General features: G+C 44.0%; 17 protein-coding genes and 1 pseudogene. 6 read left to right on the top strand and 12 right to left on the bottom strand.

What is annotated here, in order from left to right; genetic code table 11:
• Positions 1 to 73 precede the first annotated feature (73 nt).
• Complete coding sequence (gene mscL, locus CIK93_RS01575) at positions 74 to 457, bottom strand: large-conductance mechanosensitive channel protein MscL (RefSeq protein WP_094390130.1); 384 nt, start codon at positions 455 to 457, stop codon at positions 74 to 76.
• Between the two features lie 270 nt (positions 458 to 727).
• On the opposite strand from mscL, the gene gap reads away from it, so the two are divergent.
• The 3 genes from gap (at position 728) to CIK93_RS01560 (ending at position 3,781) form a co-directional block, all read left to right on the top strand.
• The gene (gap, locus tag CIK93_RS01570) at positions 728 to 1,756 is read left to right on the top strand and encodes a type I glyceraldehyde-3-phosphate dehydrogenase (protein WP_094390131.1); all 1,029 of its coding nucleotides are present in this window, start codon (positions 728 to 730) and stop codon (positions 1,754 to 1,756) included.
• Positions 1,757 to 1,886: 130 nt separating this feature from the next.
• Entirely contained in the window at positions 1,887 to 2,810 is a 924-nt protein-coding gene (miaA, locus tag CIK93_RS01565; protein WP_094436566.1) for a tRNA (adenosine(37)-N6)-dimethylallyltransferase MiaA, read from the top strand.
• 44 nt (positions 2,811 to 2,854) lie between these two features.
• Positions 2,855 to 3,781 (top strand): diacylglycerol kinase family protein, encoded by a 927-nt coding sequence (locus CIK93_RS01560; RefSeq protein ID WP_094390132.1) that lies wholly within the window; start codon positions 2,855 to 2,857, stop codon positions 3,779 to 3,781.
• A 37-nt stretch (positions 3,782 to 3,818) separates the two neighbouring features.
• Here CIK93_RS01560 and CIK93_RS01555 read toward each other — a convergent pair whose 3' ends face one another.
• The gene (locus tag CIK93_RS01555) at positions 3,819 to 4,526 is read right to left on the bottom strand and encodes a Crp/Fnr family transcriptional regulator (RefSeq protein ID WP_371327204.1); all 708 of its coding nucleotides are present in this window, start codon (positions 4,524 to 4,526) and stop codon (positions 3,819 to 3,821) included.
• Positions 4,527 to 4,796: 270 nt separating this feature from the next.
• On the opposite strand from CIK93_RS01555, the gene CIK93_RS01550 reads away from it, so the two are divergent.
• Genes CIK93_RS01550 through CIK93_RS01540 form a run of 3 tightly spaced genes read left to right on the top strand, consistent with a single transcriptional unit; the run spans position 4,797 to position 9,516 of the window.
• On the top strand, positions 4,797 to 6,746 hold the full coding sequence (locus CIK93_RS01550) for a glycogen debranching enzyme N-terminal domain-containing protein (RefSeq protein ID WP_094446375.1): 1,950 nt from the start codon (positions 4,797 to 4,799) through the stop codon (positions 6,744 to 6,746).
• 19 nt (positions 6,747 to 6,765) lie between these two features.
• Positions 6,766 to 8,034 carry a glycosyltransferase family 4 protein gene (locus tag CIK93_RS01545; RefSeq protein WP_094436488.1) on the top strand — a complete coding sequence of 423 codons (1,269 nt, stop codon included), beginning with the start codon at positions 6,766 to 6,768 and terminating at the stop codon, positions 8,032 to 8,034.
• Positions 8,035 to 8,073: 39 nt separating this feature from the next.
• A complete protein-coding gene (locus CIK93_RS01540; protein WP_094446374.1) occupies positions 8,074 to 9,516 on the top strand; it encodes a glycoside hydrolase family 57 protein in 1,443 nt (480 codons plus the stop codon).
• 169 nt (positions 9,517 to 9,685) lie between these two features.
• Here CIK93_RS01540 and CIK93_RS01535 read toward each other — a convergent pair whose 3' ends face one another.
• From CIK93_RS01535 to CIK93_RS01490, 10 genes and pseudogenes are all read right to left on the bottom strand, one after another.
• Complete coding sequence (locus CIK93_RS01535) at positions 9,686 to 12,268, bottom strand: carboxypeptidase-like regulatory domain-containing protein (protein ID WP_094446373.1); 2,583 nt, start codon at positions 12,266 to 12,268, stop codon at positions 9,686 to 9,688.
• 5 nt (positions 12,269 to 12,273) lie between these two features.
• Positions 12,274 to 13,095, bottom strand: coding sequence for a GLPGLI family protein (locus CIK93_RS01530; protein ID WP_158215452.1), 822 nt, complete (start codon positions 13,093 to 13,095; stop codon positions 12,274 to 12,276).
• 31 nt (positions 13,096 to 13,126) lie between these two features.
• Positions 13,127 to 14,170: a BF3164 family lipoprotein gene (locus CIK93_RS01525; protein ID WP_094446371.1), complete on the bottom strand. Its 1,044-nt coding sequence runs from the start codon at positions 14,168 to 14,170 to the stop codon at positions 13,127 to 13,129.
• 2,091 nt (positions 14,171 to 16,261) lie between these two features.
• The gene (locus tag CIK93_RS01520; protein ID WP_094446370.1) at positions 16,262 to 17,227 is read right to left on the bottom strand and encodes a YitT family protein; all 966 of its coding nucleotides are present in this window, start codon (positions 17,225 to 17,227) and stop codon (positions 16,262 to 16,264) included.
• 49 nt (positions 17,228 to 17,276) lie between these two features.
• Positions 17,277 to 18,809 carry a phosphotransferase gene (locus CIK93_RS01515; RefSeq protein ID WP_094446369.1) on the bottom strand — a complete coding sequence of 511 codons (1,533 nt, stop codon included), beginning with the start codon at positions 18,807 to 18,809 and terminating at the stop codon, positions 17,277 to 17,279.
• A gap of 20 nt (positions 18,810 to 18,829) precedes the next feature.
• Positions 18,830 to 21,679: a DUF4450 domain-containing protein gene (locus CIK93_RS01510; RefSeq protein ID WP_094446411.1), complete on the bottom strand. Its 2,850-nt coding sequence runs from the start codon at positions 21,677 to 21,679 to the stop codon at positions 18,830 to 18,832.
• Positions 21,669 to 21,875, bottom strand: a complete 207-nt coding sequence (locus CIK93_RS01505; RefSeq protein ID WP_094436496.1) for a hypothetical protein — start codon at positions 21,873 to 21,875, stop codon at positions 21,669 to 21,671. Before CIK93_RS01505 ends, CIK93_RS01510 begins: the two co-directional genes overlap by 11 nt.
• A gap of 346 nt (positions 21,876 to 22,221) precedes the next feature.
• Positions 22,222 to 23,853: a chaperonin GroEL gene (gene groL / locus CIK93_RS01500; RefSeq protein WP_094446368.1), complete on the bottom strand. Its 1,632-nt coding sequence runs from the start codon at positions 23,851 to 23,853 to the stop codon at positions 22,222 to 22,224.
• 37 nt (positions 23,854 to 23,890) lie between these two features.
• Entirely contained in the window at positions 23,891 to 24,163 is a 273-nt protein-coding gene (locus tag CIK93_RS01495; RefSeq protein ID WP_094390191.1) for a co-chaperone GroES, read from the bottom strand.
• A 441-nt stretch (positions 24,164 to 24,604) separates the two neighbouring features.
• Positions 24,605 to 25,374: pseudogene (locus CIK93_RS01490) on the bottom strand (IS1380-like element IS612 family transposase); the annotation flags it as partial.

The raw sequence follows: 25,374 nt of genomic DNA, 5'->3' as shown, positions 1-25,374 counted from the left end.
ATACTGAAAACAAAAATAATAAGGTGACGCCGTGACGGGTGTCACCTTATTAATAAATAAGTGATACTTAAAGTTACTTGTTTTTGAGCAAATCACGTATCTCAGCAAGAAGTTCTTCCTGAGTAGGACCAGCAGGAGCTGCAGGCTGTTCGGGCTCTGCCTTTTTGCGGTTGAACTTATTGATACCTTTAAGCATCAGGAAGATACAGAAAGCAATAATCAAGAAGTCAATGACATTCTGTACAAACATGCCATACTTCACCTCAGCATCAACAACCTTAATCGACAGTGCAGAGAAATCAACACCACCAGTGAGCACACCAATGATAGGCATCAACACATTGTCAACCAGACTTGAAACGATCTTTCCGAATGCACCGCCGATGATAACGCCGACAGCCATGTCCAACACGTTACCCTTCATGGCAAACTCTTTGAATTCACTAATAAAACTCATAACTGTTTCCTTTTTTAATTATATGTTACACGAGTGATTTAATTATTCATTCTGCAAACTCCAAGTGGCAAACACCACACTTTTGTCACCTGTAATTGTGTTAAAGTCTCATCTTTTAACTTTATTAAAAGAATTAACTTCCATTTCTTCTGCAAAATTAGATATTTTTTTGTAACTTTGTGCCCGAAAACAGGAAAAAGTGACTTTTGTGCCACATTTTTCAATATTAATGGGACAAATTATAACAAACCTTTTAAATATTTTAAGAAAATGACAAAAGTAGCAATTAACGGTTTTGGCCGTATTGGTCGTCTGGCTTTCCGTCAGATGTTTGAAGCAGATGGTTACGAGGTTGTTGCCATCAACGACCTGACAAGTCCTAAAATGTTGGCTCACCTTCTGAAGTATGACACTGCTCAGGGTGGTTTCGCTGGAAAGTACGGCGAAGGCAAACACACCGTAGAGGCTGGTGAAGACTACATCGTTGTTGACGGTAAGAAAATCACCATCTACGCTAAACCAAACGCAGCTGAGCTTCCTTGGGGTGAGCTGGGTGTTGACGTAGTTCTCGAGTGCACAGGTTTCTACACTTCAAAGGAGAAAGCTTCTGCACACATCAAGGCTGGTGCCCGCAAGTGCGTTATCTCTGCTCCTGCAGGTAACGACCTTCCCACTATCGTTTACAATGTAAACCACACCACTCTGACCAAGGACGACAACGTTATCAGCGCTGCTTCTTGCACCACTAACTGCTTGGCTCCTATGGCTGCTGCTCTGAACAAGTACGCTCCTATCGCCAGCGGTATCATGTCAACCATCCACGCTTACACTGGCGACCAGATGATTCTTGACGGTCCTCAGCGCAAGGGCGACCTCCGTCGTTCACGTGCAGGTGCTCAGAACATCGTTCCTAACTCAACTGGTGCTGCTAAGGCTATCGGTCTCGTTATCCCCGAGCTGAACGGCAAGCTGATTGGTTCTGCTCAGCGCGTTCCAACTCCTACTGGTTCAACCACTATCTTGGTTGCTGTTGTTAAGGGTAAGGACGTTACCGTTGAGGGCATCAACGCTGCTATGAAGGCTGCTCAGACTGAGAGCTTCGGTTACAACGAGGATCAGATTGTATCAAGCGATATCATCGGTATGAAGTTCGGTTCTCTCTTCGACGCTACCCAGACCATGGTTAGCAAGATCGACGACGACACCTATCAGGTACAGGTTGTTTCTTGGTACGACAACGAGAACAGCTACACCTCTCAGATGGTTCGTACTATCAAGTACTTCTCAGAGAACTGCTAATTAGCATTGTCCCCAAAAAGGCAACATTGATAAAAGCCGCCCTTGGCATGTGCCTTGGGCGGCTATTTTTCTAATTTGACAAAATTATAGCTATCCTTCAATACACTTCTAACCGCTTATGCCATTCGATATGATAACCATTCTTGGTCCTACTGCATCGGGAAAGACCGACCTTGCCGCCCATTTGGCAGTAAGCTTGGGAAACTGTGAAATCATCAGTGCAGATAGCCGACAGGTTTATAAACACATGGACATCGGAACCGGAAAAGACTTGAAGGACTATGTGGTTAATGGTACGGCAGTGCCTTATCACTTGATAGACATCTGCGAACCTGGCACGAAATATAACCTTTTCCAATATCAGCAGGATTTCCAACAGGCATACAACGATATCAAGAACAGAGGCAAGATGCCCATCCTATGTGGTGGCACTGGACTTTATATCGAAGCTGTATTGAAAGGATATTCCCTATCACCCGTTCCACAAAACGAGCAACTGCGCAAAGACCTTGAAGGCAAGTCGCTGGAACAACTTACGGCTATGCTTCAAGAATTGAAAGCACAAAACGGTTCTGTCATGCACAACACAACCGATGTAGATTCTGCACAACGTGCCATACGTGCTATAGAAATAGAGACCTACAATCTCCACACACCGACAGAACTGCGACAGGTGCCGCCCGTCCATTCACTTATCATCGGAGTAGATATCGACCGCGAAGCACGACGCAACAAGATCACCGAAAGACTCAAATCGCGTCTTGAAGAAGGCATGACTGATGAGGTGAAAGCCCTACTTGACAGGGGAATCCCTGCAGAAGACCTGATCTATTACGGACTGGAATACAAGTTTGTGACTGAATATCTTATAGGTAAACTCAGTTACGAAGAGATGTTCAAACGGTTGGAGATAGCCATTCACCAGTTTGCCAAGCGACAGATGACATGGTTTCGAGGCATGGAACGTCGCGGATTTACCATCCATTGGATTGACGCTCTCCTACCAATGGATAAAAAAGTGGAGGAGATTCTGCGCATTTCCAAATCGGAATAATCACAACCAATTATCAGTATTCAACATTAAAAGAAATATATAAGGTGGCAGTAGATGATAAGAAGTGGGGCATCCTATATTGCCCCAAGCACCGTTCGGGCAAGCAGCGCGAACGTATTCAGCGTGCACTCAATGAGCATGGTGTGGATTACGACTTTGTGCAAAGCGAGACTGCAGGCAGCGTAGAACGCTTGATAAATATGTTGATTCACAACGGCTACAAGACCATTATCATTGCCGGTGGTGACTCGGCACTCAATGATGCGGTAAACTGTCTGATGAAAGTAGAGAAACAAATGCGCGACACCATTGCCTTGGGACTCATTCCCAACGGTTTGATGAACGATTTTGCACGCTATTGGAACTTTCGTGAAGGCAATCTTGACCAGACTATCAGTTGGCTGAAAAAGTATCGTGTACGCCCCATCGACCTTGGTTGCGTGCGCTATACCAATAAAAAAGGCGAACAATGCCATCGCTATTTCCTCAACTGCATCAATATCGGCATGGTGGCAGACGTGATGAACCTGCGTCAGCAAACGCGCGCCATATTGGGTTCTCGCTTTCTTTCTATTATTCTGTCCGCCATATTACTCATCTTCCACCGCATGGATTATAAGATGAGCATCAAAATCAATGCCGAAACCATACAACGCCGAGTGATGACGCTATGTATTGGTAGTGGCCCTGGTTACGGATTGACACCTAACGCTGTGCCTTACAATGGACTTTTGGATGTATCGCTGGTATATCAAGCCAAAATAGTACAGATATTCCACGGACTATGGATGATGCTGACAGGTCGTCTGCTCAACCATCGCATGGTGCACCCCTATCGCACACAAGAAATCGTTATAGAAGATGGTGGTAAAGCCTTGGTATCTGTTGACGGACGTCCGATGGGAACTCCTGTAGGTTCCTATCGCATCAATGTAGAGCAGGAAGTGATACGTTTCCTTATTCCAGATTAAACTTCTATCTATTATAAGTCAAAGGAAAAGACGCATCTTATCCACAAACCGAAATGCTTTTCAGCTTTTCCTCATCATTGATGGCAATACGGCGACCATCAAGAATCACCAATTCCTCCTCAGCAAAAGCAGACAAAGTACGGATGGCATTACATGTTGCCATACTTGACATACTGGCAAGATCTTCTCGACTCACCCGGATATTGAGGGTTTTCCCGTCGCTCTCTGTACCGTATTTTTCCTTTAGGCGCAATAGTGCTTCAGCCAATCTGCCACGTATATGCTTTTGTGTCAAGTTGACAGTCTGTTCATCGGCACGTCCTAAGAGATTGGCCAGATGTTTGATAAAACATATCGCCAACTGATTATTTTCCGTAATAAGATATTTGACAACGGATATAGGAATAAGACCAAGTTTCGAAGCTTCGATAGCTGATGCCGATGTGGTATAGGCTTCATCCATAAATCCAGCACGATAACCGAAATAACTATGCGGTTTCACCATGCGAACTATCTGATGACGTCCACCAATTCCCTCTTTGAATATCTTCACTTTTCCTTTGATGAGACAAAACAAAGACGTTGGATTCTCACCTTCGGTATAGATCATTTCGTTTCGCTTGTAGTCCTTCAACGTGATATGATCTATGAGATACTGACGTTGTTCATCAGTAAGTGGTGCCCAAAGATCCGTGAGGACTTTGGCTATAACAGAGTCATCTATATTTTTTCCCTCTATAATCATGTTAGTGTTGTTTATCGTGATCGAAACATTGTCCTTTGCATGCAAAGTTAATTGAAATCATGGAAAAAACAAAAAGAATATAAAGAAAAACGAATACTAATAGGTACTTTTACCGATGATATGGGTTAAAATTCTATGAATTTGCAAAAAAAACTATCTTTTATTTTGTAGAGACAACTAAATTCAGTAACTTTGGAGAAATAAAACTCCATCGCATATATGATGGACGCCTATATAACATATAAAACTAACAAAACCTAAATAGGAACTATGAGTTATTTACGATTTGAAAAAGCAGTAATGACAAACCTGCAGGAGTCACTGCACCGTGAATTGCTGCGAACTAACCGTTCGGGTGCCTATAGCAGTTCGACTATTGCCGACTGCAATACGCGCAAATACCACGGTCTGCTCGTTGTTCCCGTACCAGAACTTGACGATGAGAACCATGTGTTGCTCTCTTCATTCGACTGTACGGTAATCCAGCACGGTGCTGAGTTCAATCTCGGACTCCACAAGTATCAGGGAAACAATTACAGCCCCAACGGTCACAAGTACATCCGCGAATTTACTTGTGATGTAGTGCCTACCATGATCTACCGCGTAGGCGGTGTGATTCTGAAGCGCGAAACTATTTTCCAGTGTTACGAAGACCGCATCCTCATCCGCTATACGCTTGTTGATGCCCACAGTGCCACTACTTTGCGCTTCCGCCCATTCCTTGCATTCCGCTCGGTACGCCAGTTTACTCACGAGAACTCTGTTGCAAGCAGAGCTTATCAAGAGGTGGAGAATGGCATCAGCACCTGTATGTATGCCGGATACCCCGACCTTTACATGCAGTTTGATAAGAAAAACGAGTTTATCTTCAAGCCCGACTGGTATCGCGGTGTAGAATATCCGAAGGAACAGGAGCGCGGTTACGCTTCCAACGAAGACCTCTACGTGCCTGGCTATTTTGAGTTACCCATCAAGAAAGGCGAGAGCATTGTGTTCTCTGCATCTACATCGGCCATTAAGACCAGCAAACTGAAGAGCCTTTTTGAAAAGGAAATAGCTATCCGCCAACCTCGCGACAACTTCTACCATTGCCTCGTGGCATCAGCCCATCAGTTCCGCAATCGCCAGCCCAATGATGACCGTTACCTGCTGGCAGGTTATCCTTGGTTTAAGGCACGTGCACGCGATACATTTATAGCGCTGCCGGGACTCACCCTTGCCATAGGCGAACGCGACTATTTTGAGTTGGTGATGAAGACTTCAGAAAAAGGACTTCGCGAATATATGGAGGGCAAACCACTGACAGTGAAGCTCTACGAGATAGAACATCCAGATGTCCCCCTATGGTGTGTATGGACCATCCAGCAGTATGCCAAGGATGCCGGCCGCGAACAAGGCTATAAGATGTATGGCAAACTGGTACATGACATTGTAAAATATGTGATGGAAGACGGTCATGAGAATATGCACCTCGATGACAACGGACTGCTGTTCGCCAACGGACGTGACAAGGCCATCACCTGGATGAACTCTACCGCCAACGGTCGCCCAGTAGTGCCACGCTCTGGATATATTGTTGAGTTCAACGCGCTGTGGTACAACGCGCTCCGCTTCTGCGCTTCACTCGAAGCCGAATTTGGCGATGCTAAATTTGCCGAACAGCTCGAAGAATTGGCAGAACGCTGCAAAAAATCATTCGTTGACACATTCCTCAACGAATATGGCTATCTGCTCGACTATGTTGATGGCAATATGATGGACTGGAGCGTACGCCCGAATATGATCTTCCCTGTAGCTTTCGACTACTCTCCGCTGGACCAGAATCAGAAGAAGAATGTGCTCGACGTATGCACTCGCGAACTGCTCACTCCAAAGGGACTGCGCTCGCTATCGCCCAAAAGCGGTGGATACAACCCCATGTATGTTGGTCCACAGGCACAGCGCGACTATGCTTACCACCAGGGCACAGCATGGCCATGGCTTGAAGGATTCTATATGGAAGCCTGTTTGAAAATCTACAAGCGTAGCCGTCTCAGTTTCATTGAGCGACAGATGGTAAGCTATGAAGACGAAATGAACTATCATGCCATCGGCACCATCAGCGAACTCTTCGACGGCAACCCACCTTTCAGTGGACGTGGCGCTATGGCTTTTGCCATGAATGTGGCTGAAATTCTGCGCACACTCAAGTTGTTGGAGAAATACACATACCAAAAGTAACTAACAGGAGGACAGAACTATGAAAGTATTAATGTTTGGATGGGAGTATCCTCCTCACGTGTATGGTGGACTCGCCACTGCCAACTATGGCATATCGCAAGGCTTGCATGCTCAGGGCGATATGGACATCACACTATGTTTGCCAAAACCTTTCGGCGATGAAGACCGCTCGGCATGCAACATTGTAGCTATGAATGCTGTGCCTATTGCATGGCGCGACGTCAATCGCGACTATGTAAGCCAGCGTGTAGGCAATATCATGGATCCCGATCTCTACTATCGTTTCCGTGACCATCTGTATGCCGACTTCAACTATATGCACGTCAACGACCTCGGTGCAATGGAGTTTGCAGGAGGCTATCCTGGCAATCTGCACGAGGAAATCAATAACTACTCGATTATTGCCGGTGTAGTGGCACGCACACTCGATTACGATATCATACATGCACACGACTGGCTGACTTATCCTGCCGGCATACATGCCAAGCAAGTGAGCGGTAAACCTTTGTGCATTCACGTACATGCCACTGACTTTGACCGATCACGCGGAAAAGTGAACCCCACCGTCTATTCTATCGAAAAGAACGGTATGGATCAGGCAGACTGCATCATGTGTGTATCAGAACTGACTCGTCAGACTGTCATCAACCAGTATCATCAGGATCCACGCAAGTGCTTCACGGTGCACAATGCCGTATATCCTCTGCCACAAGAATACGATGCCATCCCCCGTCCCGACCATACTGGTTGCGACAAGGTGGTAACCTTCTTGGGACGTATCACCATGCAAAAGGGTCCGGAATACTTCGTTGAAGCTGCCAACATGGTCATTCAACGCACCCGCAACGTGCGCTTCTGTATGGCAGGATCTGGCGACATGATGGATGCCATGATTCAATTGGCTGCCGAACGCGGCATCGCCGACCGTTTCCACTTCCCTGGTTTCATGCGCGGTAAACAGGTTTATGAGTGTCTGAAAGACTCCGACGTATATGTCATGCCTTCTGTTTCCGAGCCGTTTGGCATATCGCCACTCGAAGCCATGCAGTGTGGCACTCCGACTATCATCAGTAAGCAGTCGGGCTGTGCAGAGATTCTCGACAACTGTATCAAAGTTGATTACTGGGACATCCACGCTCTGGCAGATGCCATCTACAGCATCTGTGCCAACGATTCACTCTTCAACTACCTCAAAGAGGAAGGCAAGAAGGAAGTTGACCAAATCACCTGGGAGAAGGTTGGCGCATGGATCCGCACTCTCTACCTCCGCACTTTAGGCTGGGAATAGTTACTTATCAATAACACAACAACAAACAATGAATAGATTATGAAAACCATTTGTTTATATTTTGAAATACATCAGATCACACATCTGAAACGTTACCGTTTCTTTGATATCGGTACCGACCACTATTATTATGATGACTACGAGAACGAGCGTACCATCTGCGACATTGCAGAGCGCAGTTACATGCCCGCCCTCAATACCATTGGCGAGATGATTCGCGACAACGGACAGATGTTTAAAGTGGCATTCTCCCTCTCTGGAGTCGGCATGGAGCAATTGGAAATGCACGCCCCACAGGTATTGGAGAAACTACAGGAACTGAACAACACAGGATGTGTAGAGTTTCTCGCTGAGCCTTATTCACACGGATTGTCATCACTTGCCAACGAAGAGACATTTGCCCTCGACGTCAAGAAGCAGTGCCAGAAAATTGAAGAATACTTCGGCAAACGCCCAACCGTATTGCGCAATTCATCACTCATCTACAGCGACGATATCGGCGCACAGGCTGCTGCTATGGGATTCAAAGGTATGCTCACCGAAGGTGCTAAGCACGTGCTCGGATGGAAATCGCCACACTACGTTTATCATTGCGCCATGGCCCCCAACCTCAAATTGCTGCTGCGCGACGTGGAACTCTCTGACGATATTTCACTGCGTTTCAACAATTCTGACTGGGAAGGATATCCGCTCTTTGCCGATTCATATATAGACCGCATTGCTCGTTTCCCAGAAGAGGAACAAATCATCAATATCTTCATGGAACTCTCGGCACTTGGCATCGCACAACCACTGTCAAGCAACATTCTGGAGTTCATCAAGGCATTGCCCGCCTGTGCGAAAGACAAAGGCATCACCTTCTCTACACCTACAGAAATCTGCATGAAGGTGAAGAGTGTTGGTGCACTCGATGTACCCGATACGCTCTCATGGGTAGATGAAGAGCGCGATGTAAGCTCATGGCTTGGCAACGCTTTGCAGCGCGAAGCCTTCAATAAGCTCTATAGCGTGGCAGACCGTCTGCGCATTGCCGACGATCCAGGCATCAATCAGGACTGGGACTACCTCCAGGCAAGCAACAACTTCCGTTTCATGACCACCAAACCATCCAACGTGGGACTGGACCGTGGTATCTATAGCGGACCATTTGATGCTTTCACCAACTACATGAATATACTTGGCGACTTCATCAACCGCGTCAATGCACTCTATCCTGCCGAAATCGACAATGAGGAATTGAATGCTTTGTTGACCACCATCCGCAATCAGGGAGATGAAATCGTATATAAAGACAAGGAGATTGCACGCTTGCACACACTGCTCGCAAAGTATGAAGATGGTAGCGAAAAGCCTGCTGCTAAGCCAGCTGCCAAAAAGGCACCAGCTAAAAAGCCGGCTACTAAGACTACTGCAAAGAAGACTTCTACAGCAAAAACCGCTACCGCTAAAAAGGCAGCCACAAAGACTACATCAAAGAAGTAATAGCGTGAGGAATTATATTTCCCACATAGTTGGTGTATTCTAACTCATAAAAAGCCAAACTCGTTGCACATCCATATCGTGATGTGCAACGAGTTTTTTTTCTTGTTCAGGAAAGAAAACCCAAAGTTTTGTTTGCATTGCTGAGGTGCCGACCACCTTGGAGCTTTAGTCATTTTGTGAACGTAATGGAAAACAGCAACTCCCTACCACGGAGGTCATAATTAAATGAATATGTATTAACCATGTTGTATTCCGAGTAAGAATAATGACGCTGATTAAATATATTATTTAGATTGAGCGCATATCTTAGTGCCTTTCTACGAAAGGATATGCCACAATCTGACAAAACGATTGTCTTTGACAGATTTGCATTGATATCTCTTTTCACTATATCAGCTGCCACATACGCTATGAAAGTCTTCCATGGCGACAAGATAAATTTTAGATGGTGATCTTGCTGCCAAAGAGTTTTTCTCGTTTCACGATATTTGGATGATGCTCTTCGAATTACTCCGTCATATTTCACTTCGAATAAATCAATGGGCTTAGAACTTAGTGAAGGAAGAAGGGTGAGATTCTCACTTGTATAATCTATTAACATTGAGTTTTGCATCACCTTTTGGTGACTATGAGAGAATTGTCCGCTGACTGAAATCTTGGTATTGATAGATTGAAAACGTTTTGTTGCATTTGCAGAAATCATCATTCTGTTATCACTATGAGGTTGCAATATGTCCACATATCTTATCAGATTATTAGATACCACTTGTGATGTTATCAAGTTGGAACTAATACTTCGAAATGAAAAATCCGCATTAAAAAACCATTGGCTAATAGGGAATTTATAACTAAAACGCAATTTTGCCGTGAACGTCTTGTCATCCGATAATATTCCAGACGACAGACGTTCGGACAAGACATCAGTACGTATAGGCGAAAGCAAGAAGTCGCACAAATCGCCCAATGAACGTTTATAAGCCACTCTGCCCACAATCATTGCTTGGGGCGTTAGTTTGTAATTAACGCTGGCCTCTGGACAAAATGAAAACAGTAGCTTCGAATCATCTGCCTTCCCTTTACGATTCTGATAGTTCAAATAGTCCATATAAGTAGCTAATATTGTTCTTATATTCAATTGTGACGCAGTATATTCGTATTGAGGAGATAAAACTGCTTTATAATGATCAAGCATGCCATGATTATCCATTGTCATTGTTCCTCCTTCAGACAGTATGGTATGTATATTTTGCCGTTTATAGTCTAACTGCAATGGAATATTCAAACGACTCTTTTTCTTGATATATGTAGCAGATATTCTTTCTGTGATAGAGAAATCAAGCGACCTAAGCCACTGCGAAATCATTCTCTCATCAGACAGAATACCCATATGACCTTTAGGGGAGACAGATAGTTGTATGGCATTAGCGGTATTTATATTCCAATTTCCTTTTCGCCAATTAGCAACAAAGTTGTTGGATATATTGTAAGAGTCGATGGCGTGGTCTTGGTATGCAATTGAAGAATTTCTTGTCGTTGGCAACTCTGAACTAGAAAAAGATGCCCTCGCAGAGAAAGAATTGGCGAGAAATGCTTTTGAGGAATTGCTCTTATACTCCAACGACATATATGGCATTTTTGTTGAAGTTGAATAATCTTTATTTTGCTCTATCTGCATAATAGAATCGCCCATATAGTAGTGTTTTGAGTCATTATATGAATGATGTCCGTAAGACGTAACAAATCCTGCTCCTATTCTTAACGATTTGTCTATTCCAATTTTCCGGCTATTGTTTAACGAATAGTGTTGATCTCTTGGATAGGAATACCTGTCTAACGCAAGGGGAGGCATCGATGATGATATGCTGCCCATGATGTTCTCCGAAAGAGTTCTCTGAATGTTTGAAGAGAAATGATCAACGGCATCACGTTCAGAAAATGAAGATATATTACCGATTTTTGCCGTTGCAATAGTCTGAGTCTTATTAGCAAACAACATTCCGGCACCTACCACCTTATAAAGAGGGTGTTCCGACGAAATGCCTATTGCACTCTCTATTGTTCCAACAGGTTTAAACTTTGCCTTATTGTCTAATTTGATATTAAGAGCGACGTCATCAGAAAACATGCCCTTATTCATCTTTATAGGCTGATGATGATCGTATATCTGTACAGAATTGACGTAATCTGCAGGTATATTCTCGGTCGCAATATTGTATTTCCCTCCCAATAAGTCCATATCATCAATATAGAAATGAGAAATATCTTTCCCCATATATTTTATTCCACCATCTTGAGTAAGATCTATTCCCGGAAGTCTATTGAGTACATCTTTCAATGTATAGTCAGCAACTGTGGTGAAAGCTTTTACGTTATATGAAAGTGTATCTCCTCGTTGAGAGATTTGAGATGCTTTGACAACAACTTCCTTTAATTCGTGAGATTTCTCGTTTAAGACGAAATTGCAAGTTCGTACATCGCGTGACACCACCTTTTCTATCCTTTCATATCCTAAAAGTTCGGCAGATATAATAAAATCAGCATTCTGTTGTGGAATACGGACACTATACCTTCCTGTTTTATCTGTCGTGGTGAATGCCAATGTTTTACGGTTTGAAACTACCTTTATAATGACTGTCTTTAGAGGATTGTTTCCATCAGACACAACACCAGTAATAACTGTTTGCGCTTTGGAACTTAAAGCACAAAACATCAAGATAGTTGTGATACCATATATATGTTTTAAGATAGTCATAGGAATTATTGCTTTTCTAACGGAACATAACCATTGGGGTGAAAGCGTAATTGTTGTCCATCTATAAGGACTGAGCCTTTACCTTGTTTATCAATATTTATACTGCCAATAGATTCAAATGATATGTTACCAACTGGATTTTTTTCAAAATTATTTTTTTGCCTAATGAATTTCTCTCTTGTGGTTTTGATATGTTTGTCTGTATTTAAAGGCGGCATAGCCACTGAGCTCTTGCGAAAAGAGATAGCTTCAAAGACGAATATGCCATCTGCATCTTCTGCTTTAAGAACAAGTCCTGGAACACCACATAACTTCCATGGTCCATACATCGCAGGAATTTGTGAGGTGTACCATACAGACCAAGACCTACCACCATACTCTCCAATTGCTTTCTCACATAAATATCCACAAATAGTATCACTTTCGTCTGTTAGATTCCACGATATTTTGGATGCCTCCTCTATATAATAATAGTTATCAGGAGTGATTGAACCACAAACCAGATACTCTCTATCTGCAAGATTAAGTGTTATCGTTTGGTCAAAAAAATATTCTTTTTTCCTCATCAAGTTTTTAACACTTTCGTATTCTTCTTCCAAATGTTGTACCTGCAACAAGGAATCGATAAGATATATAGAGTAATCACTGAAAAATGACGAGTTTTCGTTAAACGTCAAGATGGTTGAATACACCTCAGGAGGATTTCCATTATTAATTTTGAATTCGTATATACACTCATACTGATTGTCAGAAGTAGAATTGATATCTGCCATAGAATTAGTAGCAAATAGCAATAAAAAAAGGAGGTAACATACTCTTGCTTTCATAATAACACTTATTTTGTTTGTTTGCACGTTATTATGGTATATCAATAGACTCAACAGAGAATTCCATATTTGAGGCATTTTTTCGAACCAGGAATATTTTATTAAGAGTTGGGTGAACCGTTAGCGATATATATATGTGCTTTAGTTGTATTTTCTTTATAGCATTGCCATTCCAGTCATAAATTAGCAGCTTATCCCCTCCAAAGATATTGGGATGGGGAAATTTATCACGTGTGTCTCCCCAATATAAAGCAACACAATATTTTGAGTTTCCTGCAACATCAACAAATCCATAAATGTTGTTTGGTAAAAAACGAACCGAGCCTTTTTTCCCTTTTGAATATTGGGGCAAAATATTACCAGCTTTTTTAATCAATCTTGGTTTTTTATAGTCAGTCAAATCATAAAATGAAATAAAACTTCCAGATAATGTTGCAGCTACCATTGTCTTGGAAGTGGCATCATAATGACAATACCACTGGTACGCAAAAGGACTTTCTGCTTTTGTTGTGTTCTCTCTTTCATCAGTGTATGGATATATTCCAAAATAGTGTATGATAGAATCAGAGCTATTGTCAATTACAGCGAAAGGATAATTCGGAAACACACCTGTTGCAATACTTGTATACTTGTCTATATGATAAACCTTAAAAAGTTTATCACATGCCTTTTTAAGATAGTCAGATTCTTTAATTGCATTTGGAGCATTTATATCTATTGTACATAGTTTATGATTATTTGGATCCCAAAATTCTAGTCCACCACCAAACATCTTTAATGTTGTCATGAGATTGACTTCATCTTTCCCTGTGCCTCTGTTTATAAAATGACCTATGAATTTGTTTGTTTTATAATTATACAAGGTCAAAAAAGTTGGATGGAATATGTCTGACAATGCAATGGTACTATCTGTACATGCGATCTTAATCGGATTGAGAATACTGTCTTTTGGGAAACTTACATATTGTGTTTCCCCTTTTGTGTCCTCGCGAAATTCAGACAACAAATCGACATTTTTACTTGTTCTACACGCTGTCAAGATTAGTAGTGAGGTAACTATGTAAATGAACTTCATAGGGTATTTAGGTTTTTAGATTGTTTTTTGGAGAGAGGGTAAGGAAAACTTTATGTTACGGAATGACAGCCTTTTCTTAAGATAATCATAATGATATACTCTAAAGTTATCACCGCTAAGTTCCTCGATACGAAACTCTATGTGCTTCAAAGCATGTGTTATCATATGCTTTTTTGATTTGCTTCATGTTTGTTTTTTTGCAAAAGTACAAAAAAATATTATTTTCCTTTGTTATAATCATTATTTTAACTTTTTTTAGGCAATGGCGAGTAACCATACCTACCGTGAATAAAACAAAACCAGCCGTATTGTGTTTAATCTTGCTATCTGTTGACAATGGAATAAAGAAAAAGAGGCGTTGGTGAGAATTATAGTTTTCAAGAAAATTTCGACCACACGACCACACACCTTTGCAACATGCTATCTATTAACGTCTTACGATGTGGTCGAATGTCCAAATCATAGGGACTTCGACCACACTTCGACCACAGAATTGCGAAAGCATATCCGCGATGCTCATATCATATTATCAAAATAATAATTACCACTCAGAAATAAAGCGGATCGACATTCTTTTGATAACATTTTGCCAAGGTGTTCTCAACACTTGGTAAAGGTATTGCCTAACATTTGTCAAGGGTATTGTCTAATCCTTGGCAAGGATGTTGTCTAACGTTTGACAAAGGTCTTTTCAACGTTTGACAAGGGTATTATCCAACATTTGATAAAGGTGTTATCCAACGTTTGATAAAAGTATTATCCGATGTTTGATAAAAGTATTATCCGACGTTTGATAAAAATATTATCAAGGTTTGAAAAAGCGTTGATAACCAATATCCCCAACCTTCGACATGAGAAGCATGATTTGCTTAGTGTCTTTTGTTTATCATAGACGACAATCCGTGTGGTCGAAGTGTGGTCGATAATCCCTGTATTTTGAAGATCGACCACACACCTAAAATTCTTAATTTCTGCACGTTATGTAGCAGGTGTGGTCGTGTGGTCGAAATTTTATTAAAACTGATTTTTTTTGTTTCACATGTGCGCATGCGCGTACATCATAATACGATTCGGCGATGACTTTGTGTTTGCCGATATGCACACAACTTACTCGCTGTGTCACTGGCAAAGCTAAACAGAAACATAGAGGCATAGCGCTGTCATACGCACTTTTCAAGCATCACCACTGACAGTTCGTGTTTCGTTAGCTCCATTACATGGCAACTTTTCTCGCCTTGGGATAAATCAACCGAAGTCTGCCATTCTCATCAAGTTTGGCAGTTTCTCGTCGTGACTTCGATAGTTTCCCGTCGGCTTCTCGATCGAAGTTCGTTGCTCTTTCGTTCGTTTTTTGCTTGTTCCTCGTTCGGTCCTCGTTCGGTCTTCGATAGACTAACGAATAAGCAACGAGAGACGAACGAGAGACGAACGAGGACCGAACGAGAACCGAACGAGAAGTTAACGAGAACCGAACGATAACGGGTCGGGTGTCAAATGAAGACTCATGATCCTTCTGTTGTAACCAGTTGGGGTTGCAGAACGTACTGTTTGTAAACATAAATGCGCGGTTTTGATTATTCGTTAAATGGTTTGTTGCAAAGCTACCATCTTGTTTGGGAAATCATCCTCAGGTAGGGCTGCAAAGATACAACATCACAAAACCCAAATGTCCATCTTTGTCACTCTTTGTCACTCTTTGAGCTATTTTTTAATTTTATTTAACTCATTTATATGCTTTTTATACAAATTCCGTACGCAGTCACACTAAACACTTTTGATGAGAAATCAATAATCGATCAATAAGACAACATATCTTTTGCCGTTAATAAGGCAGAATCTATTACCGAATGGTCTGTAAGTATCATTTACCGCTGTTTGAGTCTTTATTTTTGATTTGTCAAATTTTTCTGCGTTTCAAATCGCCATAGTCCATGATGTTTCATTCAAAGTATCACAAATCCAGTTTTATAAGAAATACCAAATACAAATCCAAATTCCACCCAAACCTAATAATCGATTTGGGTTTAGTATGTTCTTTGAACCATCTCTTTAGTAAGTCCCCACCTGTTCTATCAAGCAACCAACCGGAAATTAATGTCCAGACGAAGTAGTTTCTGGATTTAATTCACGCTCTTTAGCCAACCTCTCACGAAGTTCCGTGAGATTGATTTTATGGTGTGCTTTCACTCGGTCAAAGCCCTGACCATATACCCCAACCACAGCCGATTGAGCTACAAAGGCATTGGGATCTATCTCATCGATGAGGTCGAAAATGAAGCGCGACTCGCTCTTTTTAGCGATACAAAAAATCACCTTGATGTCTTTCTTCGTAAAGAAGCCACTACCGTTGAGCACCGAGCATCCGCGGTCGGCTATCTGATTGATAGCCTCACCAATCTCTTGATACTTGTCGGAAATGATGAAAAACTGCACACTCTGACGTAGTGAGTTGACCAAGTGGTCAACAACAAACGATATGACAAAGAGTAATACATAGCCATAGAGTACCTTTTCCCAGTCTTGCAACACCACATAGGAAGATGTGATGATGGTGAGGTCGCAGAACAAGATGATTTGTCCAAGCGACACATCACGATACTTATGTATCATGGCGGCTATCACATCCGATCCTCCAGTAGAACCTCCGGCAGAAAGTCCCAATCCCACACATGTGCCAAGGAATACAGCTCCCACCATACATGCCATAAACTTCTGATCGGCAAGCAGATGAAAATCGGGCGGCATAATATTTTGCAATACCGTAGAGGCTACAGTAAAGATCACAACACCATAGATCGTTTTAGCACAGAAACGCCATCCCAAGACCTTCAGCGCCACAACGAGCAACAAGGCATTAAGCACAAAGAATGTTTCGTGGGCTGGAATACCCGTCCCCCAATAAACAATCGATGCTACACCAATGATACCACCTGTTGTGATTTCATTAGGCAACAGAAAGAGTTCCACACCAACGGCTCCCAATATCATAGCAAGGGTGAGCACACAATAGTCGCGCAGTTGGCGCAAGAATTTCCCTTTATTACTTTTAGAATACATAAGCAATAGCAGTTTTTTAGATTGGTTATGCTTTTTTTACTCGCATGCCTCAACGCACTGGCAAGGTTTGCGTGATGTGCTGCTCACGATGACAGATGCGCACCTCTATGCCAAACTTTTCGTGAAGATGCTCAGCCAGATGTTGTGCTGAATATACACTACGGTGCTGTCCACCTGTGCAACCGAAACAAAACATCAATGATGTGAAGCCACGCTGCATGTAACGGCGCACATGGGCATCGGCAAGTCGATAGACGGAGTCAAGGAATGTCAGTATCTCACCATCGTCTTCCAAGAAACGGATGACCGGTTCGTCGAGTCCTGTCAACTGTTTGTAGGGTTCATAGCGACCGGGATTGTGAGTACTTCTACAGTCAAACACATAGCCGCCACCATTGCCACTCTCGTCTTCTGGTATGCCTTTGCGGTAAGAGAAACTATAGACCTTGACCACCAATGGTCCCTGAGAATCGTATTTAGAGAAAGTGGCAGGACCGTCTTGTGGATGCTGGCGGTAAGGGTTATGCGCAGTAGTCTTGTAGCCATCGGCTCTACTGGCTGTAAGTTCTATCTGCTGGAACTGCGGCAATTCTGTCAGGCGCTGGAGCAGGTCAATGAGATAGGGATAGGGGAAATGTGCCACTTCCAAGAGTTCTCGAAGATTCTGTATAGCGGGCGGTATGCTACTGATGAAATGCTGTTTGCGCTCAAAATAGCCGCGGAATCCATAGGCTCCCAACACTTGCAGAATGCGGAACAGCACGAAGAGAGAGAGTCGCTCTACAAAGTGGTGAGGTGTGGGCACCTCGGTAAACTGTTTCAGCGCGTTGTAGTATTCATAGACCATTTCGCGGCGCAGCTTATAGGGATATTTGGCTGACGCCTGCCACAGAAACGATGCCAAATCATAATAATACGGTCCACGACGTCCGCCCTGGAAATCAATAAAATAAGGATTGCCCTCGCTGTCGAGCATCACGTTGCGTGCCTGGAAATCACGATAAAGGAAGGCATCACAACGCTCAGCTGTCAGGTCTTTGGCAAGCAGACGGAAGTCAGCCTCAAGCTTTAACTCATGAAAATCCAGTTCGGTAGCCTTGAGAAAACAATACTTGAAATAATTGAGATCAAACAACACACTATCCACATTGAATTCTGCCTGAGGATAACAATTGGTAAAATCGAGTCCTCTGGCACCCCGCATTTGGATGTTGGGCAACTGTCGAATGGTACGTTTCAGCAGTTCCTGCTCCTTCAACGTATATCTGCCACCGGCCTCACGTCCGCCACGAACGGCATCGAAGAGCGACACACTACCTAAGTCGGACTGCAAGTATCGGAGTTCGTCATCGCTAACTGCCAGAAGTTTAGGTACTGGCAATTGGCGCTGGGTAAAGTGTTGACAAAGATAAACGAAGGCATGATTCTCATCGCGACTGGTGCCGATGCATCCCACCACCGATGTGCCGTCGGCAGCTGTCATACGGTAATACTCGCGATTGCTGCCTGCACCGGGCAGTTTTTCCACCTGTGCGGGTTCTTCTCCGCACCATTTACTATAGAGTGATATGAGTTGTTGCATGATGATTCAATGAGATAATATTATTGCAAGGTGAGGCCCATCAGTCCGACAACCACATCATTAGAACAAGTGCGGAGCGTGATGGAAGCCAGCGGTTTGTGGGATTTCAGCGGCATGCAGAGCATTTGGGCAGCCCCTCCGGGAATGTTACGTTGGGCGGGACCTCCAAGATGTAGAGCCTTGCCCAGGTTGCGACTCACAGTACCTGTGGCAAGTGAAACGCGATATGGTCGCGGCATGGGAGCACGGAAGGCCTTACCGTCGATATAATAGTCCTGATCTATAGGACACCAGTTGTCGGGATTGACCAGCGGCAGCGTGTCGGTCGTACCATCTGCATAATGCACCACTATCTCTGCATTGGTGATATGGGATTGCATGTGATTGGTCGAACCAGCCATCAGCAACCATGCTTTGGCTGCACGTCCCTTCAACGGAATGGTGACACTATCAGGATAGTTGTCCCAAAGCGAAGTAAACACGATGTTCTGTCCTTCGGCAGGAGTGGCAAAAGGTACGCCCATCATCACAAATTCGCCATTAACAATACTTGCTCGGAAAGCGGTATCTACTATTTCCGGACAATAATCTGGATGACACCACTCTCCCACTCCCTGCACAGGTATCTGCAAGGTAGTATATGGCGGACGAGGTGTGCGATACTCCTGACGGAATATGTCTGTGACATTGGCATTATAATATGGAGTCAGCCGCTGCTTGACAAACTTACGGTCAAAGGTTGGCTCGTCAATGGGTGTTGCATCGGGAATTGTGACTGCTTCATGAAGTTCTACATCGGGCAACCGAACCGGTTCTTCCACGGTCAGCACCTGATGCTGTTCGGTAGTGCCCTCTACATCGCGATAGAGCCCCCCACCCATATTCACTCGCAGCACAATCTTCAAGGGTTTGCTGAAATGCTGATCAACCTCTATCATCACTTTTCTACCCATACGGCGGTAGGTATAGGAGAGATAAGGTGTATTGACCGAAGCATAATCCCACGATGAGGGAAAGCCCGGACGGATGATACATTTTCCGAAGAGAGCTTGTGGCTGTATGCCGAAAAGTCCCTGTAACAGCGTGCGCGAGGAAATACCGATACAATCGCCGAAATCGCGGTAACACTCACCTCGTGCAGCATCATATTTACTGATTTGTCCGAAGTTGGCAGGACTTTGTCCCTCGTACATTTGGTCGATAATATTGCCCATCATCAGTCGATAGGCAGCATCTGTCCTGCCTGCTTGATAGTAGGCCAACGCCGTATGCATCACCTCGGCAGCTGCTACATTATTGATACTCCAGTCGTAAGGTTGCCAGTTGGTGGTGGCAATAGTAGCATAATCACCACGCACAGGAATATGTGGAATGGCATGATCCACATAGCGAGTGGCCCGATAGGCTTGTTCTGGCGAGCATGCGCCACAGTCGATAGGTGTATAGATGGACCATACGGCAGCACTCTCATGCTTGCGCTTCAGTCCCATCAAGTCTTCATATTCAGCCCAATGTCCTTTGTCTTCAAGCCAAAGGCGACTGTTCATGGCATCGAGAATGGCAGCCGCTTCCTGCTGATACGGCTTTGGATCGCGCCCTATAAGTTCTGCCATACGGGCAGCCAATAGGTTGGCGCGATAGTTATAGGCCGAGGAATGGGTGACTGCACCACCATTATAATATAAGGCATCTGAAGCCCAGATGCAGCAATAGGCATCATAGAGGTGGTCTCCGTCGGGGTCAAAGTTGCGTTTCTCCCATTCGAGATGTCGTTCCACCACAGACCACATCTTTCGTATATAGGCTATATCGGCATTATATTGGAAGTGCCAGAGCAGTTCGTCGATATAGTTAAGATTCATGTCATAATGGTGCATCTGATCGTTGCGATTCGGATTCCGACAGATGTAACCATTGCTATACATGGGTGTTCCCCATCGTTTTTCTGCACGTGCAAGATGTTGTTTCTCATCTTGTGCAGGGTGCGACTGCGTTGCTGATACTTTGTTAACCTGACTACGGGCATAAGCATCAAAATGTGAGCGTGCGCGATCATTCCATCCCAGCACATCACCGAGGTATCCGGCACGCCATCCTGCCAGCGGCATTCGCCAGCCTACACAGCCATGCAACCATGTTTGTCCATCCCAATCACCATCGGCAGCCATCACAAGTGCGCCACCCAAAGTATTGATATAAGGATCAGGAGTGTCGAACGTCACACGCGAAGCCATCTTCTGATTATAAGCTACGGCTTCGGCAAAGAGTTGTGCTTGTTGGTCGGGCGACATGTTGACCACTTTGTCAAGCATCACCACAACATATACGGGAGAGGAATTGGGACATTTCACCACCTGTCGGTCGGCATCATTCTGGGCTGCATCGAAGCAGTCACGACGATCCACACCCAGGTCGCCGTTACGATGCAACTTCGGTTGTTTCACGCCGCTCAGCGTACAAGTCACATCAAGAGAATTGTCGCCAGACATCAGTCGCCACACGGCACCCTCTCGGTTGTGTAGCGCCACAACATCCACCAGCACATCAGTTTTGCCTAACCTCTTGTCGCGCAAGCGATAACTGCGCATACCATCAACATACCATGCTTTGCAATAAGCAGCATTTTCAAGGTCGATACCATTGACTTTGAAAGCCACATGGCGATGATGCCCCTTCTTGGCAATAGCAAAGACAGGGCGATCGCTGGTCTCTATGCGATAGTCGGTAGGGCCACCATATAGGGCACGAGTATAACGGTTGTTGCCATTCTCGCAGACAAAGGCACGTCCTTCGGGCCGATAGTTTTGTTGGGCAACCATCGGCAACAGGCACAACCAAGATGCGACAAGCGCCAACCATCTATTCCTCATCTTCTTTCTCTTTACGTTCACGACGACGCTCCACCCATTGTTCTACGGCATACTCCGCAAACACCAGCAATATCATAATGCCAAGCGACATGCAGAAAGCCGACAGACGTGAAGTGGTCTGTCCATACACTATGAGATATATACCATAGGCTACTATAGCCTTGAGTATCCATATTAGCCAATTACTCTTATTCATATTGGGTACAAAGATACTATGAAGTGGGCGAAAAACAAAATAAAAGCCGTTTTATTTTCAACCCCACCTGATGACATTAAAAAACCGGCTGTCATCACGACAGCCGGTTTCAAAACAAACTACTTAAAAACTAATCTACTAAAACAAATCAAAAAAATATCTTTTATTTTCTAATAATCATATCATTTTGCGTTGATTTTAACTTTCAACGTTGCAAAGGTAAGAGTTTTATAAACACAATGCAAATTATTTAGATAAAAAAACACTTTAAATTGATATAAATCAAATCGGGAGACTGAAACGACATTCAATCTCCCGATTTTTGATATGTTTGGTTTACAAATTATTACATCATTCCGCCCATTCCTGGGTTGCCGCCCATTGGCATAGCAGGATGCTCTTCTGGTTTGTCAACGATAAGACACTCAGTAGTCAGGAACATGCCAGCGATAGAGGCTGCATTCTCCAAAGCTACGCGAGCAACCTTGGCTGGGTCAACAATACCGGCAGCACGCAGGTCTTCATAGTTGTCAGTACGGGCATTGTAACCGAAGTCGCCCTTGCCTTCGCGTACTTTCTGAACAACCACAGCACCTTCACCGCCTGCATTGCGTACAATCTGGCGAAGTGGTTCTTCGATAGCACGCTCTACAATATTGATACCGGTCTGCTCGTCGGCATTCACACCCTTCACGTCTTTCAGTACTTCGAGTGCACGGATGTAGGTAGTACCGCCACCCACTACAACGCCTTCCTCAATGGCAGCACGTGTAGCGCAGAGTGCATCGTCAACACGGTCTTTCTTCTCTTTCATCTCAACTTCACTATTAGCGCCGACGTAAAGAACGGCTACGCCACCTGCCAATTTGGCCAGACGCTCCTGCAGTTTCTCTTTATCGTAGCTGCTGGTAGTGAGTTCGATTTCTTTTTTAATCTGTGCAATACGATCCTTGATATTCTCTTTGTCGCCAGCACCATTGACAATAGTTGTATTGTCTTTAGATACGGTAACCTTATCGCAAGTACCCAGCATTTCGAGGGTAGCCTGCTCCAGTTTCAAACCTTTCTCTTCGCTGATAACGACACCACCTGTCAGAATGGCAATATCTTCGAGCATAGCCTTACGACGGTCGCCAAAGCCAGGAGCCTTGACAGCGCAAATCTTCAAGCCACCACGCAGACGGTTTACAACCAATGTGGTCAAAGCCTCTGAATCGACATCCTCGGCAATAACGAGCAAGGGTCGTCCGCTTTCAGCAGCAGGCTGCAGGATGGGCAAGAAATCCTTGATATTGCTGATCTTCTTATCGTAGATGAGCACGTAAGGATTCTCCATGATACACTCCATCTTGTCTGAATCGGTTACGAAATAGCCTGAGAGGTAACCGCGGTCGAACTGCATTCCCTCTACAACACCGATGTGGGTATCGCGACTCTTAGACTCTTCAATGGTGATGACACCATCTTTAGATACTTTGCGCATAGCGTCGGCAAGGAGTTTACCGATTTCCTCATCGTTGTTAGCACTTACTGTGGCAACCTGTTCAATCTTGTCGTAGTTGTCGCCAACCTGCTCAGCGTTCTCCTTGATGTGGTCAACCACGGCTTTCACAGCCTTGTCAATACCGCGTTTCAAATCCATAGGATTGGCACCTGCGGTCACGTTTTTCAGACCTTCGGTCACAATAGCCTGAGTGAGAATGGTGGCAGTAGTTGTTCCATCACCGGCATCGTCACCAGTCTTAGAAGCAACACTCTTTACCAGCTGAGCACCTGTGTTCTCAAATTTATCTTCGAGTTCGATTTCCTTAGCTACCGTAACACCGTCCTTGGTGATCTGTGGAGCGCCAAACTTCTTCTCGATAACCACGTTGCGTCCTTTAGGACCGAGGGTTACCTTTACTGCATTAGCCAACTGATCGACACCGTTTTTCAACAGGTCACGAGCTTCAATATTGAATTTAATATCTTTTGCCATAATGTTTATTCCTTATTCTTTTATTATTGTCAATTGCTTATTTTTCGATAATGGCGAGCACATCGCTCTGACGCATCATCAGATATTTTTCACCTTCAAACTCAAGTTCGGTACCGCTATATTTGCCATAAAGCACTTCGTCGCCGGCTTTCAGAATCATCTCTTCGTCCTTAGTGCCTTGTCCAGCAGCAACAATTTTACCGTGGAGAGGTTTCTCTTTAGCTGTATCAGGAATGATAATTCCACCAATCTTTTCTTCTGCGGGTGCGGGCAATACCAGCACGCGGTCACCTAATGGTTTAATGTTCATCATAATCTTTATCTGTTTTAAAGTTAAATTTCTTCTGTCAGTCAATATGCCAAAAGTGTGCCATTCGCCAAAGACTGACACATTGTCACATTTCCACTCCGTGTATGACTGCCACAAAGAAGCGGGGAATCATATATAAATAAGGTGTAAGACTGATGTGAGCACAACTTCTGCCACGATTTTTAATGATGCTTATGACATTTTTGATGTTCGGGATGTGTTCGGGATGCGTTCGGGATGTTGCCATCTTTATATGTAGCGAGATTATTAACCTAAAATCCACAACTATCATCCAATACACGATTAAGGGTAGATTTATGAGTCGTTAGTAGTAGCTTTCAGTAAAAAGCAACAGCACAACATCAATATGTAGCCAACATCCCCTTACCCCACGATGCGACTTGAGGTAATACGCAGATTCTAACCGGAAAGAAAGGATTCTTATCCGAATTCTGTTTTAAAGGGTTTTGCATAAGCGCGCTTCTCCGTGTAGATATTCAGCACGTATTGCCTTGCAGTCATGATCCACTTGGCAGGTACGGAGATGAATCTGAAGACAAAAGCCTTTATGCGACTCGTTTTCTTGAGCCCAAAAGCCTTGGTGTCAAGCCTGCTCATGATGGTCTTGTAGAAATTGTGTATCAATGCAGTAAGCAGAAGAAAGACAGTATTCTCCGCCATGAATGACTTGGGGAGCCTGCTCCAACCGAATCCGTTGTTCATGTCGTCAAAGATACGTTCCTTGCCGCCACGCAGATTGTAGAATTCAACAATGTCCCTTGTCGATGACTTGTAATCGTTGGTCAGAATACAACGGTAAGTGTATTCGCCTTCCCATAGGTCAAGGTCGCCACTGTTGCGTCTTTGTCTCTGGATGACAAGACGATAGCACTTGCCTTCCCATTTCTCAACGAGAATGGAATTGAGTTCGAACTGGATGCCGTTAATCTCCTCCGTCTTCCATCCTCTCAGAGCAAAGATGTCATTGTAGAGCGAACTGCATCGGTTGGCACGGATGTAGAAATGTTTGCAATGCTTCTCTATCTCACTGACGATTTCCTTCGAGCAGGAACCGCAGTCTGCCCTGAAGCGATTTACACGGATGTTCTGGGATTCCAGAAGAGCGAAGAATCTCTTATGGGTGTCTGCCTGATGAAAACGCACATTCGTGTTGCCATCGCTGTTCTCGATATAGACTATCTTGTCACCGA

Source organism: Prevotella sp. P3-92, assembly GCF_002251205.1.
GTDB lineage: Bacteria > Bacteroidota > Bacteroidia > Bacteroidales > Bacteroidaceae > Prevotella.
The sequence above is the reverse complement of the archived record's forward strand: the minus strand, read 5'-3'. Positions and strand labels throughout refer to the sequence as shown.

Bases quoted from the DNA above. Each gene is read 5' to 3' on its own strand.
- mscL (WP_094390130.1), bottom strand. From the start codon at position 457: ATGAGTTTTATTAGTGAATTCAAAGAGTTTGCCATGAAGGGTAACGTG.
- gap (WP_094390131.1), top strand. From the start codon at position 728: ATGACAAAAGTAGCAATTAACGGTTTTGGCCGTATTGGTCGTCTGGCT.
- miaA (WP_094436566.1), top strand. From the start codon at position 1,887: ATGATAACCATTCTTGGTCCTACTGCATCGGGAAAGACCGACCTTGCC.
- CIK93_RS01555 (WP_371327204.1), bottom strand. From the start codon at position 4,526: ATGATTATAGAGGGAAAAAATATAGATGACTCTGTTATAGCCAAAGTC.
- CIK93_RS01550 (WP_094446375.1), top strand. From the start codon at position 4,797: ATGAGTTATTTACGATTTGAAAAAGCAGTAATGACAAACCTGCAGGAG.
- CIK93_RS01545 (WP_094436488.1), top strand. From the start codon at position 6,766: ATGAAAGTATTAATGTTTGGATGGGAGTATCCTCCTCACGTGTATGGT.
- CIK93_RS01540 (WP_094446374.1), top strand. From the start codon at position 8,074: ATGAAAACCATTTGTTTATATTTTGAAATACATCAGATCACACATCTG.
- CIK93_RS01535 (WP_094446373.1), bottom strand. From the start codon at position 12,268: ATGACTATCTTAAAACATATATATGGTATCACAACTATCTTGATGTTT.
- CIK93_RS01530 (WP_158215452.1), bottom strand. From the start codon at position 13,095: ATGAAAGCAAGAGTATGTTACCTCCTTTTTTTATTGCTATTTGCTACT.
- CIK93_RS01525 (WP_094446371.1), bottom strand. From the start codon at position 14,170: ATGAAGTTCATTTACATAGTTACCTCACTACTAATCTTGACAGCGTGT.
- CIK93_RS01520 (WP_094446370.1), bottom strand. From the start codon at position 17,227: ATGTATTCTAAAAGTAATAAAGGGAAATTCTTGCGCCAACTGCGCGAC.
- CIK93_RS01515 (WP_094446369.1), bottom strand. From the start codon at position 18,809: ATGCAACAACTCATATCACTCTATAGTAAATGGTGCGGAGAAGAACCC.
- CIK93_RS01510 (WP_094446411.1), bottom strand. From the start codon at position 21,679: ATGAGGAATAGATGGTTGGCGCTTGTCGCATCTTGGTTGTGCCTGTTG.
- CIK93_RS01505 (WP_094436496.1), bottom strand. From the start codon at position 21,875: ATGAATAAGAGTAATTGGCTAATATGGATACTCAAGGCTATAGTAGCC.
- groL (WP_094446368.1), bottom strand. From the start codon at position 23,853: ATGGCAAAAGATATTAAATTCAATATTGAAGCTCGTGACCTGTTGAAA.
- CIK93_RS01495 (WP_094390191.1), bottom strand. From the start codon at position 24,163: ATGAACATTAAACCATTAGGTGACCGCGTGCTGGTATTGCCCGCACCC.